The organism is Methanococcoides mangrovi (assembly GCF_052057775.1).
Lineage (GTDB): Archaea > Halobacteriota > Methanosarcinia > Methanosarcinales > Methanosarcinaceae > Methanococcoides.
This window is the reverse complement of the sequence record NZ_CP195121.1, coordinates 30,751-48,884: the sequence shown is the minus strand read 5'-3', so window position 1 is coordinate 48,884 and position 18,134 is coordinate 30,751. Positions and strand designations below refer to the sequence as shown.

At 46.7% G+C, this 18,134-nt stretch carries 24 protein-coding genes and 1 tRNA gene; 23 read left to right on the top strand and 2 right to left on the bottom strand.

The window, feature by feature from the left end; all coding sequences use genetic code 11:
• Positions 1 to 3 precede the first annotated feature (3 nt).
• From ACR3I3_RS00260 to afpA, 6 genes are all read left to right on the top strand, one after another.
• Positions 4 to 351 carry a carboxymuconolactone decarboxylase family protein gene (locus ACR3I3_RS00260; RefSeq protein ID WP_440952596.1) on the top strand — a complete coding sequence of 116 codons (348 nt, stop codon included), beginning with the start codon at positions 4 to 6 and terminating at the stop codon, positions 349 to 351.
• A gap of 219 nt (positions 352 to 570) precedes the next feature.
• Positions 571 to 1,908 (top strand): multiheme c-type cytochrome, encoded by a 1,338-nt coding sequence (locus ACR3I3_RS00255; RefSeq protein WP_440952595.1) that lies wholly within the window; start codon positions 571 to 573, stop codon positions 1,906 to 1,908.
• Between the two features lie 82 nt (positions 1,909 to 1,990).
• Complete coding sequence (locus ACR3I3_RS00250; RefSeq protein WP_440952594.1) at positions 1,991 to 2,566, top strand: flavodoxin family protein; 576 nt, start codon at positions 1,991 to 1,993, stop codon at positions 2,564 to 2,566.
• Positions 2,556 to 3,254, top strand: a complete 699-nt coding sequence (locus ACR3I3_RS00245; RefSeq protein ID WP_440952593.1) for a ferredoxin--NADP reductase — start codon at positions 2,556 to 2,558, stop codon at positions 3,252 to 3,254. The genes ACR3I3_RS00250 and ACR3I3_RS00245 overlap by 11 nt, the downstream gene beginning before the upstream one ends.
• 50 nt (positions 3,255 to 3,304) lie before the next feature.
• The gene (gene rbr / locus ACR3I3_RS00240; protein ID WP_440952592.1) at positions 3,305 to 3,877 is read left to right on the top strand and encodes a rubrerythrin; all 573 of its coding nucleotides are present in this window, start codon (positions 3,305 to 3,307) and stop codon (positions 3,875 to 3,877) included.
• Positions 3,878 to 3,893: 16 nt separating this feature from the next.
• Positions 3,894 to 4,442, top strand: coding sequence for an archaeoflavoprotein AfpA (gene afpA, locus ACR3I3_RS00235; RefSeq protein ID WP_440952591.1), 549 nt, complete (start codon positions 3,894 to 3,896; stop codon positions 4,440 to 4,442).
• Between the two features lie 118 nt (positions 4,443 to 4,560).
• Here afpA and ACR3I3_RS00230 read toward each other — a convergent pair whose 3' ends face one another.
• Both ACR3I3_RS00230 and ACR3I3_RS00225 read right to left on the bottom strand, forming a co-directional pair.
• Positions 4,561 to 5,388 (bottom strand): hypothetical protein, encoded by an 828-nt coding sequence (locus tag ACR3I3_RS00230; protein WP_440952590.1) that lies wholly within the window; start codon positions 5,386 to 5,388, stop codon positions 4,561 to 4,563.
• 7 nt (positions 5,389 to 5,395) lie between these two features.
• Entirely contained in the window at positions 5,396 to 6,499 is a 1,104-nt protein-coding gene (locus ACR3I3_RS00225) for an inositol-3-phosphate synthase (RefSeq protein ID WP_440952589.1), read from the bottom strand.
• A gap of 312 nt (positions 6,500 to 6,811) precedes the next feature.
• Between ACR3I3_RS00225 and ACR3I3_RS00220 the strand changes: the two genes are divergently transcribed.
• The 17 genes from ACR3I3_RS00220 to fni all read left to right on the top strand — a co-directional run bounded on the left by ACR3I3_RS00220 (position 6,812) and on the right by fni (position 18,091).
• Positions 6,812 to 7,270: a ferritin-like domain-containing protein gene (locus ACR3I3_RS00220; protein ID WP_440952588.1), complete on the top strand. Its 459-nt coding sequence runs from the start codon at positions 6,812 to 6,814 to the stop codon at positions 7,268 to 7,270.
• A 29-nt stretch (positions 7,271 to 7,299) separates the two neighbouring features.
• On the top strand, positions 7,300 to 8,514 hold the full coding sequence (locus ACR3I3_RS00215) for an FprA family A-type flavoprotein (protein ID WP_440952587.1): 1,215 nt from the start codon (positions 7,300 to 7,302) through the stop codon (positions 8,512 to 8,514).
• A gap of 48 nt (positions 8,515 to 8,562) precedes the next feature.
• Entirely contained in the window at positions 8,563 to 8,838 is a 276-nt protein-coding gene (locus ACR3I3_RS00210; RefSeq protein WP_440952586.1) for a ferredoxin-thioredoxin reductase catalytic domain-containing protein, read from the top strand.
• 248 nt (positions 8,839 to 9,086) lie between these two features.
• On the top strand, positions 9,087 to 10,658 hold the full coding sequence (serA, locus tag ACR3I3_RS00205; protein ID WP_440952585.1) for a phosphoglycerate dehydrogenase: 1,572 nt from the start codon (positions 9,087 to 9,089) through the stop codon (positions 10,656 to 10,658).
• 53 nt (positions 10,659 to 10,711) lie between these two features.
• Entirely contained in the window at positions 10,712 to 11,212 is a 501-nt protein-coding gene (locus ACR3I3_RS00200; protein ID WP_440952584.1) for a hypothetical protein, read from the top strand.
• The gene (locus ACR3I3_RS00195; RefSeq protein ID WP_440952583.1) at positions 11,209 to 11,679 is read left to right on the top strand and encodes a DUF2240 family protein; all 471 of its coding nucleotides are present in this window, start codon (positions 11,209 to 11,211) and stop codon (positions 11,677 to 11,679) included. Before ACR3I3_RS00200 ends, ACR3I3_RS00195 begins: the two co-directional genes overlap by 4 nt.
• Positions 11,680 to 11,830: 151 nt before the next feature.
• A complete protein-coding gene (locus tag ACR3I3_RS00190) occupies positions 11,831 to 12,211 on the top strand; it encodes a 50S ribosomal protein L18e (RefSeq protein ID WP_440952582.1) in 381 nt (126 codons plus the stop codon).
• Between the two features lie 10 nt (positions 12,212 to 12,221).
• Entirely contained in the window at positions 12,222 to 12,641 is a 420-nt protein-coding gene (locus ACR3I3_RS00185) for a 50S ribosomal protein L13 (protein ID WP_440952581.1), read from the top strand.
• Between the two features lie 13 nt (positions 12,642 to 12,654).
• Positions 12,655 to 13,059: a 30S ribosomal protein S9 gene (locus tag ACR3I3_RS00180; protein WP_440952580.1), complete on the top strand. Its 405-nt coding sequence runs from the start codon at positions 12,655 to 12,657 to the stop codon at positions 13,057 to 13,059.
• A gap of 11 nt (positions 13,060 to 13,070) precedes the next feature.
• A complete protein-coding gene (locus tag ACR3I3_RS00175) occupies positions 13,071 to 13,259 on the top strand; it encodes a DNA-directed RNA polymerase subunit N (protein ID WP_440952579.1) in 189 nt (62 codons plus the stop codon).
• A gap of 1 nt (position 13,260) precedes the next feature.
• A tRNA-Pro gene (locus ACR3I3_RS00170) sits at positions 13,261 to 13,366 on the top strand.
• Between the two features lie 211 nt (positions 13,367 to 13,577).
• Entirely contained in the window at positions 13,578 to 13,757 is a 180-nt protein-coding gene (locus ACR3I3_RS00165) for a DNA-directed RNA polymerase subunit K (RefSeq protein ID WP_440952578.1), read from the top strand.
• A 13-nt stretch (positions 13,758 to 13,770) separates the two neighbouring features.
• Positions 13,771 to 14,415, top strand: coding sequence for a 30S ribosomal protein S2 (rpsB, locus tag ACR3I3_RS00160; protein WP_440952577.1), 645 nt, complete (start codon positions 13,771 to 13,773; stop codon positions 14,413 to 14,415).
• A gap of 80 nt (positions 14,416 to 14,495) precedes the next feature.
• The gene (locus ACR3I3_RS00155; RefSeq protein WP_440952576.1) at positions 14,496 to 15,290 is read left to right on the top strand and encodes an MEMO1 family protein; all 795 of its coding nucleotides are present in this window, start codon (positions 14,496 to 14,498) and stop codon (positions 15,288 to 15,290) included.
• 25 nt (positions 15,291 to 15,315) lie between these two features.
• Complete coding sequence (locus ACR3I3_RS00150; RefSeq protein ID WP_440952575.1) at positions 15,316 to 16,227, top strand: mevalonate kinase; 912 nt, start codon at positions 15,316 to 15,318, stop codon at positions 16,225 to 16,227.
• Positions 16,224 to 16,997, top strand: a complete 774-nt coding sequence (locus ACR3I3_RS00145; protein ID WP_440952574.1) for an isopentenyl phosphate kinase — start codon at positions 16,224 to 16,226, stop codon at positions 16,995 to 16,997. The genes ACR3I3_RS00150 and ACR3I3_RS00145 overlap by 4 nt, the downstream gene beginning before the upstream one ends.
• A 14-nt stretch (positions 16,998 to 17,011) precedes the next feature.
• Positions 17,012 to 18,091, top strand: a complete 1,080-nt coding sequence (gene fni, locus ACR3I3_RS00140; RefSeq protein WP_440952573.1) for a type 2 isopentenyl-diphosphate Delta-isomerase — start codon at positions 17,012 to 17,014, stop codon at positions 18,089 to 18,091.
• The last annotated feature ends 43 nt before the right edge of the window (positions 18,092 to 18,134 follow it).

Below are 18,134 nucleotides of genomic sequence, written 5' to 3'. Positions count from 1 at the left end.
ATCATGAGTGAAGGCAAGGAACTAGTAGAAAGCATAGGCGAAAAGATGGGCTTCACACCCAAGGTTCTTGAAACACTGGAGGCAATTGATCCTCATTTTGTAAAGAAGTACTCTAGATGCGACCAGAAACTGTTAACTGATGGTGCTCTCCCTGCAAAGGTGAAGATCCTTATGGCTCTTGCCGTTGTAGCCTCCAAGCAGTGTGAGGCATGTACTGTGTCACAGATGAAGAGTGCTTTGAAGAATGGTGCAACAAAAGAAGAGATCATGGAAACAATGGAAGTTATCTCCATTACATCCGGAGCACCTGCTGTTGCAGCATGCCGCGATGCACTGAAACTCTTAAAATAAACCATGATCCTGCTTTTTAGCGGGTATGAGGGATTGGCCTTATAAAGTCATGTATTGAGGTGCGTTGAACTTTCATTCAAGGCCTTCCTTCTTTTATTATATTTCATTTATTATCATTATTATTATCAATTCAATATCCTAACAATGGTTCGAGGAGGATTTCATATAAGGTCTGTTCATTTTTGGTCTGTCTTATTATTGTTCATATCGTTCATACTGTTGACCGCAGGGGCCGCTGTCGCGGCAGAACCTACCGGTTTTGGTGAAGTTGATTCTGAAGACTTCGCCGGTCATTCAAAGTGTGCCAACTGTCACGCCATAATACGCAGTCAGTGGGAGGGAAGCATGCATGCCTATGCTTATGTCGATCCGCTCTATCAGGCGGAGCTGGTCATGGCCAGTGAGGACACAGGTGGGCAGACTGACGAATTCTGTGTGCGCTGCCATTCTCCAATAGGCTTTGTGAGCGGCGAAATACCTCCTATCGATAATTCAATGGCAAGTGATGTGGCCCTTGAAAGTGTACAATGCGATTTCTGCCATACGGTCACTGAAGGGGATGTTGGTAACGGTGCATTCGTTTCAACTCCCGGTGAGGTCAAGTGGGGGCCACACGCCGATGCCCCGTCTGCTGCTCACGAGTCCGAGTTCAATGAATTCTACATGGAGGCTGAATATTGTAGCATGTGCCATAATGTGAACAGCCCCTTCAATGGGCTTCCTCTTGACGACACCTACACCTCATGGTCTGAGAGCCAGTATGCTGAGGACGAGGTCACATGTCAGGATTGCCATATGACTCCCGGAATAACACAGTTTGAGGCAAACCCGGGCAGGTCTGCGTCAGGCGCCCCTAAGAGGGATCATATATCCATACATGAGATCGTCGGAGGGAATGTGTTCATGCTGGAAGAGCTCAGCGATGGTATGTATGGTGAAAAAGCTGGGGAAAGGCTCCGGGAAGCCGCAACACTGGAGGTATCTGTCCCGGCAGAGGCGGTTGCCGGTGAAGAGGTGACCATTGATGTGGAAATAACGAATTCCGGTGCAGGGCATAAGCTTCCAACAGGTATAACTGAACTGAGGCAGATGTGGGTTGAGGTCTCTGTGACCGATGCTGATGGCAAAGAGCTGTACGTTTCAGGACAGATCGGTTCGGAGGATAATATCGAAGATGCGATCATCTATCAGACGGTCCTTGCTGATCCTGATGGCGAGGTTACTGCAAAGTTGTGGGGAGCTGAATCCATTGTTTCTGACAACAGGATCCTTCCGAAAGGATCAGCGGTCGAATCCCGTTCATTCATCATGCCAGAGGATGCTGCAGATCCGATACTTGTTGAAGCAAAGTTATTATATCGTTCCGCACCGCAGCATACTGTAGACGAATTATTTGGTGAAGGTGTCTATGATGTACCTGTGATCGATATGTCCACTGCCTATGGGTCTATCAATGGGGAGGCCGATGTTCCTTCTGAATCGACCCCCGGCTTTGGTGCACTCTTGTTTGCAGTGTCCCTGCTCGCAGCGGGTTGCGTCTACAGGGCCAAAAAATAACGTTGGAGGAATTAACATATCTGTTAATGCAATTAAACTGCTTGGAATATCCGGAAGTCCCCGAAAGAAGGGGACCGATCGTATGGTCATGGAAGCCCTTAAGTTTGCAGAGGAAAAATATGATGTGGAAACAGACTACTTCTCTGCAAGGGGGAAGGATCTGAAGTTCTGCATCCATTGTGACCATTGCGTCCGGACCAAACAGGGATGTATACACAAGGACGATATGCTGGAACTCTATGAGAAGATGAAATGGGCAGATGCCTGGATCATTGGTACTCCAGTTTATCAGGGTACTATCAGCGGGCAGACTAAAGTTATGATGGACCGTTGCCGTGCTGTGGTTGCCGCTGACCTCAAGGTCTTCCTGAACAAGGTAGGTGCAGGCATGGCCGATGGTGGCGACCGTGTGGGCGGGCAGGAGCCGGCTTTGCAGACTATCCATAACTTTTACATCATCAACGAGATGCTTCCGGTCTCAGGCGGTTCCTTTGGTTCAAATCTTGGAGGCACTTTCTGGTCACAGGACAAAGGCGCTGAGGGCATAGAAGAAGATGAGGAAGGTTTGAGAAGCATGCGAAAGACCGTTCGTAAGCTTATCCAGACCGCCCAGATGGTAAAGAAAGCAGCTGTGGGGGAAGAAATAAATGGAATTTGATGCACCTATTACTGAGATTATATGGCAGACTCATGATGTTAAGAGTTTCAGGTTCGAAAGGCCTGAAGAATTTGAGTATAAGGCAGGGCAGTATTTCTTTGTAAGTATTCCTGTGGACGGGGAGATTCAGCGCAAACCTTTCACGATCTCAAGCAGCCCTACTGAGAATGGATATTTAGAATTCACCAAGAAGCTTACCGGCCATGAGTTCTCTAATGTGCTTGATGGCATGGAAGTAGGTGATATTCTTGTCATAGATGGTCCCTACGGCAAGTTCACTTTCGAGGGTGAGTTCGATAAGATAGCCCTGATCAGTGGTGGAATAGGGATAACTCCTATGATAAGCATCTGCAGGTACTGCAGTGACAGGATGGCTGGGACGGATATCGTCATTCTGAGCAGCAATAAGACCGAGGGGGATATTGCATTCCGGGAAGAGCTTGAGGAAATGGATAGCAAGAACCCTAATCTGAAGGTCGTGCACACTCTGACACGGGCGGATGAGGAATGGCCCGGTTTCAGAGGTCGTATATGTGACACTATTATCGTTGATCAAATACCTGATTACATGGATCGCGTTATTTACGTATGTGGACCCCCTGCAATGATGAAAGCAACAGAGGAGTTGCTGCGTGAGATGGGTGTGCCTAAGGAGCAGATCAAAAAGGAAGCACTTGTGGGGCTTTGAGAAGTATTTATTAATAATGTTGTTCGAACTAATTGGGTAAGGTGAATTATATGGATCTGAAAGGAAGTGAGACTGAAAAGAACCTGCTTAAGGCCTTTGCAGGCGAATCACAGGCAAGGAACAGGTATACCTACTTTGCATCAGTTGCAAGAAAGGCTGGTTATCATCAGATATCTGCTATCTTCACTGAAACTGCAGAAAATGAGAAGGAGCATGCAAAGCGTCTCTTCAAGTTCCTTGAGGGTGGTGAGGTTGAGATAACCGCTTCCTATCCTGCAGGCATAATCGCTGACACAAGGGCTAACCTTGAAGCTGCTGCTGATGGTGAGAACTATGAGCACACAATAATGTATCCTGAGTTTGCAGAGGTTGCTGAAAAGGAAGGCTTCACCGAGATCGCAGATGTGTTCAGGCACATTGCCGTTGCAGAGATCGGTCACGAAGAGCGCTATCGCAAACTTGCTGCTAACCTGGATCATGAAATGGTATTCAGAAGGGATGGCACTGTTGCATGGAGATGCCGCAATTGCGGATACATCCACGAGGGTCCTGAACCTCCGGAGGAATGTCCTGCATGTGCACACCCTCAGGGCTATTTTGAAATAAAGGCTGAGAACTATTGATCATGAGGTTTGTAATATGAAACGTATAGCATGGGGTATAACCGGTTCAGGTGACCAGATCAAGGAGACCTATGAGGTAATGCGCGATATCAAAGAGAGGACTGATATTGAGTTTATGGTATTTCTTTCAAAGGAAGGGGAGGTCGTGATGAAGTGGTACCGTATGTGGGATGATATCCAGAGGGACTTCCCTAACTTCAAGACCGATGCCGGACCAAACTCTCCTTTTATTGCCGGACCTCTTCAGGTCGGCCACTATGATGCACTTATCATCGCACCGGCAACTGCTAATAGTGTTGCCAAGATGGTCCACGGTATTGCCGATACACTGGTAACTAATGTGGTTGCGCAGACCGCAAAAGGTGATACTCCTATCTATGTGCTGGCAGTTGACCAGAAAAGGGGGACTGTGGACACGTATGCACCCAGTGGTAAGAAAATGACGCTCAAGATGCGTGAGATCGATGTTTCCAATTCGGAGAAGCTTGCGCAGATGGAGAATATAACGTTGCTTGAAAAGCCGGAAGACATCTACACTCTTCTGGGTCTTGAAAAACCGGAGTGATCTGTTCTGGCAATGAGGTTCTCATTCCTCATTCCTTCATTTTTACTTTATTGATGGTCGGGAACGTCCGGCTCTGAATTTGTTGTTCTCTTCATGTTATTGCCGGTTTAGTTCATCCTCAATCGTAGATCATTCCTTCTATGATGTACTCTTCTTTCAGAAGCGTTTCGTCTCCGGTTCTCTGCAATGCATGGTACGCGGCATATGCAGCAAGTATACTATCAATGGCATCGCCTTCCGGATCCACAAGAGCTCTTGCAACGATGTTATCTTCGATCTCGAGGTCCCATGTATTCATGGAAGTAAGTATGGTGCGCCGGTTCTCGAGCTCTCTTTTGTTCTTACCTTTGTAGGGTATGTAGATCCCTTTTCTCTTGAGGGTGCAGGCGGGGCAGGTCTCTGCGAGTAAAGCCTTGCTAGGGTGGGGTTTCTGTAATGGTATTATTCGGACAGCCTGTTCTTTCAATAAGGGTTCGATTATGTATCTGATCCCATAATATGTCTGCCTGTAAAGCCTCAGGTTGTAAACACAGAATGGTGCCTTCTTCTGTATCTCGGTCTTACGCCTGATCTCTTTGTTTCCCATGGAGTTGCGACATTTGTTGCGGAAGTCTTCGGGGGATATGTAATTTCTGGAAAAATTGAGGATGGAACTTTCCCAGCTCTGTTCATTGTTGAGTGCTTCGGGTAATCCCATCGAGATGTCTAGGCCGAAGATAGCATCCTCTTCGGTTGAAATGATGTTGCGGAGAAAAGAAAGGCAGTTGTCCCTTCCTTTACTGGTGCTTTCGGGCATCAGGTCGGATATCGGGCAGCAACTGTCGATGTGAAGTGTTCTGTTGTGTACTATACCCCTGCTGACCCATATTTTCTTACAGGCGGTCTTTGATCCGCTGAAGTCGACCCCATAGACAAGGGTCTTCGGGTTGGCAGGGGGTGAAGACATTGGATTCTTAGCGTTCGATCTTGCCTTCGATGAACTCGTTTGTCATGCGGAATGCATCGTCATCAGGGAACTGTTTTGGGGGGTGCTTCATGAAGTATGAAGATGGTGAGTAGAGAATTCCACCTGTTCCTCTTTCCAGTGCGATCTTACAGCAGCGGATAGCATCGATGACAACTCCTGCGGAGTTTGGTGAATCTTCCACTGAAAGGCGAAGCTCGAGGTTCATTGGTACATCTCCGAAGAGCTTACCTTCCATTCTCAGGAAGCAGAGCTTGTTGTCCTGCTGCCATGGGACGTAATCGCTTGGTCCTACATGGATGTTATGGTCGTCCAGTCTCTCGGCAAGAACTGACTGTACTGCTTCTGTCTTTGATGTCTTCTTGGAAGAAAGCCTGTTCCTGTTAAGCATGTTGAGGAAGTCTGTGTTACCGCCAGTGTTGAGCTGGTATGTCCTTTCAACCTTGACCCCTCTCTTCCTGAAGAGATCTGCAAGGGTTCTGTGTGTGATAGTTGCTCCGAGCTGGGCCTTTATGTCATCACCGATGATAGGGATCCCTTTCTCTTCGAACTTCTTTGCCCATTCAGGGTCACTTGCAATAAAGATCGGCATGTTGTTGACAAAAGCAATACCTGCATCAAGTGCACACTGTGCATAGAAGCGGGTTGCTATCTCAGAACCTACCGGGAGGAAGTTCAAAAGGATCTGTGCGCCGGATTCCTTCAGTACGGACACGATCTCCTCATCAGTGGATTCTTCCGTATTTGCAGGGATGAACCTGTATTTGTCATCGTAGTTGACCATGTGTTCGGAGACACCGTCCTTGAGGTTGCCCATTGTTACCTTTACGCCGGTCTTTGGCACGTCGGGACAAAATACTGTTGTGCAGTTCGGGGGTGCAAAAATAGCATCTGCGACATCTTTGCCGACCTTTCTCTCGTCTATATCGAATGCTGCTACTACTTCAATATCAAAAGGCTTGTACCCACCGATATCCCAATGCATCAGTCCTATCGCATCTTTTTCCGCTTTGTCTTTATAGTATTCAAGGCCCTGGATCAGTGAACTGGCACAGTTACCGACTCCCACGATTGCGATCTTTATTTTGTCCATAACACTTCCTCTTAATCAAAGTGAACAATATTGATGATATAATATATATAATCGTTATGCATTGTCCTAATGTTTACAGTCTGATAAAAAGGTTTCTAACAATAACTCTTTCGCGGAAGTCCGCATGTTGTTATGCCGTCTTCCGATATCAGAAAGGTTTTTAAGTTGTGAAAGCCGTTTCTTTTTTGGGAAATTTTATTTCTGTATTAATGGGGAAAACAAATGCAGGTGTCAGGATATACCTGTATTCTTTGGTAACATTCAATGTAAGGAGATGGTATTATATCTGAAATATCTAAAGAATTCTCAAATGTGGGGAGCATAGGTTCCGTTGAAGATGCAGTAAAGCTGGGGATATCTTTTGAGGACCAGGGTAGGGACTTCTACCTCGAATTTGCAGAAACTGCTAAGGAGCCTGCTGCCAAAGATATGTTCCTGTTCCTTGCGGAAGAGGAAAAAAAGCATGCTAAATACCTGCAGAGATACCTGTCAGGCGAGGACCTTTCCATTGAGGAGGAGACTGAAATGCCTGATTTCAGGGGTGCTTTCGCTTCAGAGTTCACAGAGGAGAAGTTCAGTGAGGTTGGTGTGATGCTGGCTGCTATGCGTCTTGAAAGAAAGACCGAAGATCTCTATCTGATGCTTTCAACCGTATCTTCCGACCCTGAACAGCGTGAGTTCTTTGAAAAGCTTGCAGCAGTTGAAAGGGGTCACTACGATCTTATTGATGGCCTGCTTGAAGCAGCTACCGGCTTCAGGATGCAGACATGATCCTTTGATCTACATAAAGAGGATATTTTATGGAATCGAAAGATGAGAACATTGAGATAGCAAATGGCATTTACTGGGTCGGTGCTGTTGACTGGAACCTGCGTGACTTCCATGGTTATGCTACTCCCCGGGGAGGTACCTATAATGCTTATCTTATCGTTGACGAAAAGATAACCCTTATAGATACTGTAAAGGCAGAGTTCGCTTCAGAGATGATCGAGAGGATCCGCAGGGTCGTAAATCCATCAAAGATCGACTATGTGATCTCCAATCATGTGGAGATGGACCACTCAAGTGGCCTGCCAGCGATCATGGAACTTGCAAAGGATGCCATGGTCTTTTGTACAAAGCACGGCAAAGTCGGATTGAATGAGTATTATGAATCCGGTGGTTGCAGGAACTGGGATTTTGAGGTTGTGGAAACCGGGTATGAGCTTGATATCGGTTCTCGTACTCTGATGTTCATTGAGACTCCGATGCTTCACTGGCCGGACAGCATGCAGACATACCTGAAAGATGACAGGATATTGTTCTCCAACGATGCTTTCGGACAGCACCTTGCCACATCTGTAAGGTTCGAGGATGAAGTTGAGGGCGGAGCTATCGAAGATGCTGCGATCTACTATGCCAATATATTGATGCCATTCGGGTCAAAGGTGCTCAAATATGCAGAGAAGATCACTGAGCTTGGTCTTGGATTCGACATGATCGCCCCGTCGCACGGTGTGATATGGAGGGAGGATCCGTCTCGTATAGTCGATGCCTATCTTAAGTGGGCCAATGGGGAAGTTGTTCCAAAAGTATTGGTCATTTATGATACTATGTGGAACAGTACTGAAATAATGGCAAAGGAGATCCTCGAAGGTGTTCGTGAAGCCGGCGTTGAAGCTAAGCTTTTCCATCTGCGTAAGAATGATTGGAGTATGATTGTAAAGGAGCTGATGTTCTCCCCGGTGATCGCCATCGGATCACCTACCATGCATGGTACTATGTTCTATACTGTGTCAGGTTTCCTTACCTATATCAGAGGTCTTCGTCCCAGGGATAAAAGTGCTGTTGCATTTGGTTCCTATGGTTGGGGCGGCGGTGCTGTGAAAGGTGTTGAGGATGTCCTTGAGAAATCCAGGTTTGAGATCATTGAACCGGGGTTACAGGTGAAGTACAGGCCTTACGAATACGATCTTAAGGCTTGCAGGGAACTTGGTAATCGACTTGCAGAACTTGCGTTGAAGAAAAATACTTGAATATTCCCGGTAATATACAACTAATTGAATTATAGGATGTGAAAACAAATGAAATTTGAGGGCGAACTTGAAGAAGAATTCTATCAGAGATCAAAGAAGAATGCAGAGACAACTGGCTATCATCTGAACACTGATTATGATGTGGTCGTCACTGCTGTGAAGGGTATCTGTAACAACAAGCGTGAATTCGGTGAATATTATTGCTTCTGCCAGAAGAGGACAGGGGACAAGGAAAAGGACAAGAAGATCATCTGTCCGTGTGCTGCACGCAGCCGTGATGTAGAGACCCGTGGTGCATGCCGCTGTGGTCTGTATATCAAGTAACTGATTAAATAAAGGGCCGGAAGGTCCTTTAATAACTTCATTCCTTTTCATTCGATTGTATTTTCGGAAAAGGGTGCGATCTCGCTGATCGTTCCTGTTGTGCTGCTATGCAGTATAGTTAGTTATATTTACAAGGATGTGTTTTATGATAGTTGAAGGACACAGTTTATCATTATTGGACATACATAAACAGCAGTTAGTGTCCATATCAAGATCACAGATCATTGATCATATCCGGAGATACAAAAATGAAAGTATTGGTAAGTGATTCATTATCAGAGGAAGGAGTTTCAAAACTTCAGGAGCATTTTGACGTAGATGTCTCAACAGGCCTTTCAGAGGATGAGCTTGTAGAGAAGATCGTGGATTTCGATGCTCTTGTCATACGCAGCGGTACACAGGTAACAAAAAGGGTCATTGAGGCAGCGGACAATCTCAAGATAGTTGGAAGGGCCGGTGTTGGTGTCGACAACGTCGACATTGATGCAGCAACTGAAAAAGGTATCATTGTTGTGAATGCACCTGAAGGCAATATGCTCTCAGCAGCAGAGCACACAATTGCCATGATGATGTCAATGGCAAGGAACATCCCTCAGGCAAATGCTTCCCTCAAGGCAAAGAAATGGGAACGTAAGAACTTCATGGGTGTCGAGGTGAACGGAAAGACACTTGGTGTCATTGGTCTTGGCCGCATTGGTGCTGAAGTTGCAAAACGTGCACAGGGTCTGGAAATGGATATCCTTGCATATGATCCTTTCATCACTGAGGAACGTGCAAAGTCCATGGGTGTGGAGCTTACCACCGTTGACGATATTGCAAAGAGGGCAGACTTCATAACTGTTCACACACCGCTTACAAAAGAGACACGCAACATCATTGATGCTGCACAGTTCGACATGATGAAGAGCAATGCAAGGGTGATCAATTGTGCCCGTGGCGGTATCATCAATGAAGAGGCTCTTGCCGATGCACTTAAAACAGGTAAGATCGCAGGTGCTGCAATCGATGTTTTCACCAGTGAACCACCATTTGAGTGTCCATTCATCGATCTTGATAATGTTATCGTGACACCTCACCTTGGTGCTTCGACCGAGGAGGCACAGATCAATGTTGCTGTCTCAGTTGCGGAAGATGTCATCTCTGTTCTCAACGGAGGCTCTGCCCGCAATACTATCAATATTCCTTCTGTCAAACCTGAGGTAATGGCAGTACTGGCTCCATACATCAGTCTGGCAGAGACCCTTGGTAGTGCAGCAGCACAGCTCCTTGATACAAATTATGATAAGATCGAGATCGCCTATAAGGGTGATATCTCTGAAAAGGATACAAGAGCTGTGACAGTTGCAGCACTTAAGGGTGTCCTCGAGGTTGCATTAGGTTCTGCCGTGAACTATGTAAATGCACCTGCTCTTGCAAAGTCAAGGGACATCGAGGTTGTTGAAAGCAAGTCCGAGACTTCCGATGAGTATTCATCAGCTATCAGTATCAGACTGTTCCAGGACTCCAAGTCCAGATCAGTTACAGGTGCTGTAGTAGGAAACGAGGCAAAGATCATAACCATTGATGGCCAGCATGTTGATATTGTTCCGAAAGGTTTCATGATAGTTTCCAATCATATCAACCGTCCGAATGTGATCGGTCCATGTTGTCTGGCACTTGGTGCTAACAACATCAATATCTCTGGCATGCAGGTGGGTCGTGCAGAAGTTGGTGGGCAGACTATAATGGCATTGAATGTCGATTCCGAGGTTTCTGAGGTGATCCTTGACGAGATCCGCGGAATTGATGGCATAATCGACGCAACACTTGTGACACTCTAATTCAGTGTTACCAAAGCACGGGCTTGATGTCCCGTGCTATCTTTCCGGATCAAATGGGAGTATCGATCACTATGATGAGAAAGCGAATATATCACCGATTTCCTCACAGGGAGGTCCAGTTCGAGCAAAAGCACCGTTATTATTCCGACCTGCCGTATTTTGTGAGGGTAATGGCCGGTATGGATGGTAAGTTCGGAATGTTCGTGACCGAATCCACTACCAAGAAAGGGCATCGTATCCAGGCGAAAAGAGAGCTCGGTGTTGAGATCGCAATGAATGGTCTGGATTTTGCTCCCCTTAATTATGAGACAGTGGATTCCATGATCGATACGATCGAACCAGAAGGAATGATTGATTTCAGGGTGACCCTTACTTACAGTTATCTCGACGGGAAATATAACCGTGTTCCTTTAAAGGGTGATGTTTATCTTGTGCGTGCTATCCTTGAGTCGGAGATACTTACTCTGAGGATCAATCACATAGATGGTCAGGAACGTACTGAATGCGGCAGGGTGGCTGACACTATCATAGATGAACTTCGGCGTGGTGCATGATGGATGAGCTGAGTCTGGTAGTGATATCACCTTTCAAGAAGAATGGCACATCAGCTCTTTCTATAAAGGATTTTGAGTTTGCGCTGTCCTTTGACCTGAAATGGATGTCTCCTGCACAGGCATCAAAGGTAAGGGATCAGGCTATTATGTCCTCTCTTCTGAAGATCGATGGGGGTATGCTTGTCCTCAATATGGATGCTGATCCAATTGATGTTCCTGCGGGATTCAAGCCATCAGCTGACCTATTTCGTGAAAAGGGAAATCTTGAGAAGATCATGGACCTTCTGGTAAGGGATGGCGGAATAAGTAAAAAGGAGGCTGTATCCCGTATTAATGTTAAACAGGACTCCCTGTCTGGTCTTGTGGACGCTGAGGTGGCGGCGTTGCTTGTGGCTCATGATATAGGTTGTGATGCCGGGGAGATATTTGACGATGTCTATCGAAGGGTTTCCGGCATTTCCGGTTAATATTCATTCTGTGACATATCCGGTTTTTCGCATAATCTTTATGTACTATTAATATAATTATGTGCAACTCCAGTTAATTATTGACTGGACTATCTTCAAAGATGTTCGAACGCAGAAATGCGTGAGTAAGAAAATCTTGCGGAGGGACATTATGGGTAAAAAAACACAGGTTAAAATCTCAAGGAAAACCAATCCAAGGATCCCATCGTTGATCGCAGTGTTGAAGAACTCAGCACGTGAGAACGAGGCTCCTATATGGAGAGATGTTGCAAAGAGGCTCGAAACGCCTGGCAGGAACTATGCTGAGGTCAATCTGAGCAAGATCAACAGGTATGCGGCAGAGAACGAAGTCATAATGGTGCCTGGTAAGGTACTTGGTGCTGGTGTACTCGGCCACGCGGTGACCGTTGCAGCACTTGGTTTCAGCGCAACTGCCGTTGACAAGATCACAAACGCAGGTGGAAAGTGCATGACCATCGAACAGGCTCTGGAAGAAAACCCGGCAGGTTCTGGTATCAGGATCATGAAATGAGGTGTTTCAAATGACAGTAATCGATGCAAATGGTTTAATTATGGGCAGGCTTGCAAGTAACGTTGCAAAGAGACTGCTTTCAGGCGAGGAGATCGCAATCGTAAATGCCGAGAATGCTGTGATCTCAGGTTCAAAGGCAACCACTCTTGGCGAGTACAAAGATTCCATTAATATAGGTACACGTGAATTTGGACCTTACTTCCCAAAGAGACCTGACAGGATTCTTAAAAGGACGGTCAGGGGAATGCTTCCATACAAGCGCGCAAGGGGAAGGGACGCAATGGCCAATCTCAAGGTCTATGTAGGGATCCCTGCTGATTACAAGGATGCAGAACTTACAACTGTCGATGATGCGAGCATGACACGCTTAAGTTCTATCAAGTATGTGACCATCGGTGATGTAAGCCGCAAACTGGGCGGTAAGTTCTAAGGGAGATTTATTCATGTCTACTAAAGTTGTTAATTCATCAGGTAAGAACAAGACTGCAATTGCACGTGCAACAGTTTCTGCAGGTACAGGTAAGGCAAGGATCAACAAGAAACCTGTTGAGATCTACGAGCCTGAATTTGCAAAGCTCAAGATACTTGAACCTCTTATGCTGGCATCAGATGCTGTATCCAGCCTTGACATCGACGTTAAGGTAAGCGGAGGCGGAATCATTGGTCAGGCAAATGCGATCAGGACAGCTATCGCAAGAGGTATTGTTGAGTGGACTAACGACACCGACCTGAGAGATGCTTTCATGGCATACGACAGGAACCTTCTGGTAAACGATTCAAGGCAGAAGGAATCCAAGAAGTTCGGTGGACCTGGTGCTCGCGCTAAATATCAGAAATCTTACAGGTAAGGTAGGTACTAATGATTCCAGTTCGCTGTTTCACATGTGGAAAAGTAATTGCGGGAAGCTGGGAAGAGTACGAGAGGCGTGTAAAGGAAGGAGAAGATCCTGCTGCTGTACTTGATGACCTGAAATTCACAAGATACTGCTGCAGGCGTATGTTCCTTGCACACGTCAACCTTGTCGATATGATGGCTCCATATCAGTGAAGGGACCGTAGGGTAGCCTGGACCATCCTTCGGCGTTCGGGACACGGCTCTTCTTACAAGTCTGTGCGAACCACGCCGGTACCTGAGTTCAAATCTCAGCGGTCCCATTATACCCTTTAAGGATCACTGATTGGGGCAATTGATCGTATATATGACCATATTCGGAGGGATTCCGAATAACCACTTTCACATTTAACAAACCAGAATATCAGATCAACATAACTACTTTTATTTCGTGGTTATTTGTTAATATCATATTACTTGTCTACAAATCCGATTTGTTCTTTCTAATGACGTACTTTTCATAAAGGTGATCAGTTGAGCAAGGAGAATTATACCAGGTACGAGCGTGCAAGGATCATTGGGGCGAGATCACTTCAGATCGCAATGGAGGCTCCGGTTCTTATCGAAGACGAGAGCACAGATTCATTACGCATTGCTATATTGGAATTTGAAAAAGGTGTAATACCGGTTACAGTTAAGAGAGATTACGAATAATTGAGGTGAATATATGGAAGCTACAGAAAATATTGAAGTCAACGCGGAAGAGGCCGCAGCAGTACAGGAAACAACCGAATCAACATCATTGGTACCAATCGATGAGTACCTTGCAGCAGGTGTTCACATCGGTACACAGCAGAAGACCCAGAACATGATGAAGTTCGTCTACCGTGTAAGGACAGATGGTCTTTACGTTCTTGACATCCAGTCAACCGACGAGAGGATCAGGTCAATTGCTCACTTCCTTTCAAAATACGACCCTTCAAGGATACTTGTTGTATCCGCACGTCAGTACGGTCAGTATCCAGCAACAATGTTCTCAAAGTCCATCGGCGCAGTTTCAAGAGTTGGAAGATTCATTCCAGGTTCTCTGACAAACCCTGTACAGGAAGGCTTCTTTGAGCCGGATGTCGTTATTGTTACAGACCCTGCCGGAGATTCACAGGTCATCAAGGAAGCTGTGAGTGTAGGAGTCCCTGTTGTTGCACTTTGTGATACCAACAACATGACATCAAACGTGGACCTTGTCATCCCCACCAACAACAAGGGTAGGAAAGCACTGTCACTTGTGTACTGGTTGCTTGCAAGGGAAGTTGCAAAAGAAAGGGGAATTCCTTTCAAATACGAGCTTAGTGATTTCGAGACAGGTCTTTAAACGACCTGTTCTCTTTTCTCCGTTGCACCATTACTCATACAGTAGATGTCCCATTTGGGGGTGCAAGAGGTGACAATAGTATGAGACAACCAGCAGTTGCAGGACAGTTTTATCCATTAAATCCTAAAAACCTTAAGAAAGAGGTTTCCAGGTGTTTTCAGGGCATTGAGATCACGCCTCGTGATGTGGTCGGAGCAGTTGTCCCCCATGCGGGATATATCTATTCCGGAAAGGTTGCAGCAAGCGTTTATGCAACCCTGCCGAAAGCTGACACTTACATCTTTTTCGGACCGAACCATACAGGTTATGGTTCTCCTGTGGCAATGTCGCAGGACACATGGAAGATGCCACTGGGAGACATTGAAACAGACCGTGATATCGGCAAGCTTCTCGCAGGTACGATAATCGACATGGATGAGATCGCTCACAGGTTCGAGCACTCCATCGAGGTCCAGATACCTTTCCTCCAGCACAGGTTCGGAAATGATTTCAAGATCCTGCCTATATGCATGGGCATGCAGGATGAGGAAACTGCTGTGGAGGTTGGTCAGGAGGTTGCACGTGCGGCCAAAGAGTCCGGAAAGAAGGTTGTCTTCATCGCATCAAGTGATATGTCACATTACGTTTCTGCAGAGCATGCTGACCGTGTGGACCACTACCTGATAGATGCTATCCTTGACATGGATGTGCCGGAATTTTATCGCAGAAGGGCAGAAGAGAACATCTCAGCCTGCGGATACGGCCCTATCTCGGCAATGCTGAGCGCTGCAAAGGAATATGGCGCAAAGAGCACACACCTGGTCAAATACGCTAATAGTGGGGATGTCTCAGGCGATCCTATGGTAGTGGGATATGCCGGCATCATTGTGGAATAATTATCTGTAATCGGGGCATTTTGATATGATAACCTGTTCAGCACCGGGAAAAGTTTACCTTTTCGGTGAACATGCAGTAGTTTACGGTGAGCCTGCTGTCTGTTGTGCAGTAGATATACGCACACGTGTAAGTGTTGCCCCTGCAGATTCAGTGATCATAAGTTCCTCTTTGGGAACTACCGGAATTGACTTTGAGACGCATCCTTATGTTTCAGCAGTTGTGGAACGTTTCCGGGAATTATCATCCCTTAAAGGCGTGAGTATCCGGATAGTGTCCGAGATCCCTGTCGGCTCCGGGCTCGGTTCCTCCGCAGCTGTTACCATAGCTACAATAAAGGCATTGGATGCCTTGCTTGAAACCGGTCTTGAACTTGACGAGATCGCCCGGATGGGGCATGAGGTGGAGCAGAGGATCCAGGGTGCTGCAAGTCCCACAGATACATACGTTTGCACCATGGGTGGCGTCGTCATGATACCCCAGCGTAAGAAACTTGAACTGATTGACTGCGGGATCGTTATCGGTAATACTAACATCTTCTCTTCCACAAAAGAGCTTGTGTCAAATGTCGCAGAGCTCAATGAGAGCTTTCCTGATGTAATCGGTCCGGTACTGTCATCCATCGGGAAGATGTCACTTGTAGGTGAAGGATCCGTGAATTCAAAGGACTATGTTTCCGTAGGCAAGCTGATGAACATTAATCAGGGCCTTCTGGATGCTATCGGTGTTGGATGCTCTGAACTAAGTTCATTTACATATGCTGCCCGTAACAATGGTGCTTATGGCGCAAAGATAACCGGTGCCGGAGGTGGCGGTTGTATGGTTGCGATAGCCCCTCGGGAACGTGTGGGTGATGTTGCTGATGCAATTGCTTCTGCAGGCGGGGATGTTGTTGTGACCGAAGCAACGGATATAGGCGTAAGGGAGGAATCCCGATGAGCTTAACAGAAGATATTACGATATTGAAGATAGGTGGGAGCGTCATTACCGACAAAAATTCGGAAGACGGTCTTGCCTGGGAAGAAGAGATCATACGCATTGCACGTGAGATCTCAGGTTTTGAAGGAAAACTTATCATTGTGCATGGTGCCGGTTCATACGGACACCCACAGGCAAAAAGATATGCACTTACGGAAAGGTTCCATGCAGAGGGTGCGGTCGTCACCCACAAGGCAGTGAAATCCCTGAACAGGATCGTCGTGGACATCCTGAACGATGAGGGTGTCAATGCCATAGCTGTTCATCCGATGGGATGTACTGTTGCAAAGGGCGGCAGGATCTCGGAGATGTATCTTGGAAGCATCCGTTTGATGCTTGAAAAGGGTCTAATCCCTGTATTGCATGGCGATGTGGTAATGGATAGTGAAAAAGGAGTATCCATCGTGTCAGGCGACCAGGTCATCCCTTACCTTGCAACATCACTTGGTGCTTCCCGTATTGGCGTTGGAAGTGCTGCAAATGGTGTTCTTGATGATGAGGGCAACACTATTCCTGTGATAACTTCGGATAACTTCGAAGAAGTAAAGGGATATATTGGTGGTTCAGCAGGCACGGATGTTACAGGCGGTATGCTTGGTAAGGTGCTTGAGATGCTGGAACTTGGAAAAGCATCAAGTATAACCTCATATATATTCAATGCAACAGTTGCAGGTAATGTTTCGGGTTTTCTGAATGGTGAGAATATCGGAACAGCAATAAGGGATTCTTAATTACATTTACAGGTTTGATAAATTTGAGTACGTCCAGAAGGAAGATAGAGCATCTTGAGCATTGTGCGCAGCGTCCGGTAGAGTCAAAGGATGTCACATCAGGATTTGACGATGTGATGCTCGTACACAGAGCACTGCCTCAGATAAATATGGACGCGATCGATCTTTCAACCGAGTTCCTCGGAAGGAAGCTCAAGGCACCTTTCCTGATAGCATCGATTACCGGCGGTCATCCGGATACCAAACCGGTGAACGCAGCACTTGCGGAAGCTGCTGAAGAGATGGGTGTAGGCATTGGCGTGGGTAGCCAGAGGGCTGCCATAGAGGACCCTGAGCAGGAAGATTCATTCAGTGTTGTACGCGATGTTGCTCCGAATGCATTTGTCTACGGGAACATCGGGGCGGCCCAGCTCAGGGAATATGATATTGAAGCCATCGAAAGGCTTGTGGAAATGCTGGATGCGGATGCAATGGCAGTCCATCTGAATTTCCTTCAGGAGGCTATACAGCCCGAAGGTGACAGGGATGCAACAGGTGTTCTTGAAGCCATAGAAGAGGTTTGCTCACTGAAGGTGCCTATCATTGCAAAGGAGACCGGTGCAGGTATCTCCAAAGAGGACGCACAGATGCTCAAAGAGGCAGGCGTCAGTGCAATAGATGTTGGCGGAGTTGGCGGAACAAGCTGGTCCGGCGTAGAGGTCTATCGTGCAAGGGAAAGTGGTGATAAGGTCTTTGAGGACCTCGGTAACCTGTACTGGGATTTTGGTATCCCCACAGTTTCCAGTGTGCTTGAATGCAGGAACTACCTTCCTGTGATATCCACAGGCGGTGTCAGGACAGGTCTTGATATTGCAAAATCCCTTTCTCTGGGAGCATATGCTGCAAGCGCAGCGCTTCCTTTTGTTGCACCTGCTCTGGTAGGTAAGGATGCAGTTGTGGAGAGTCTCTCAGCCATGCTCAATGAACTGAGGGTCGCAATGTTCCTTTGCGGATGCGGGAATGTGAACGAGCTGCGTACAGAGTCAAAGGCAGTGGTCACAGGCTGGACGAAGGAATACATCACACAGCGTGGGTTTGACGTAAAAGAGATCTGAGTTCAGGACTGAGCTGGGATCCCGGGTTTAGTAAAATGAGGCC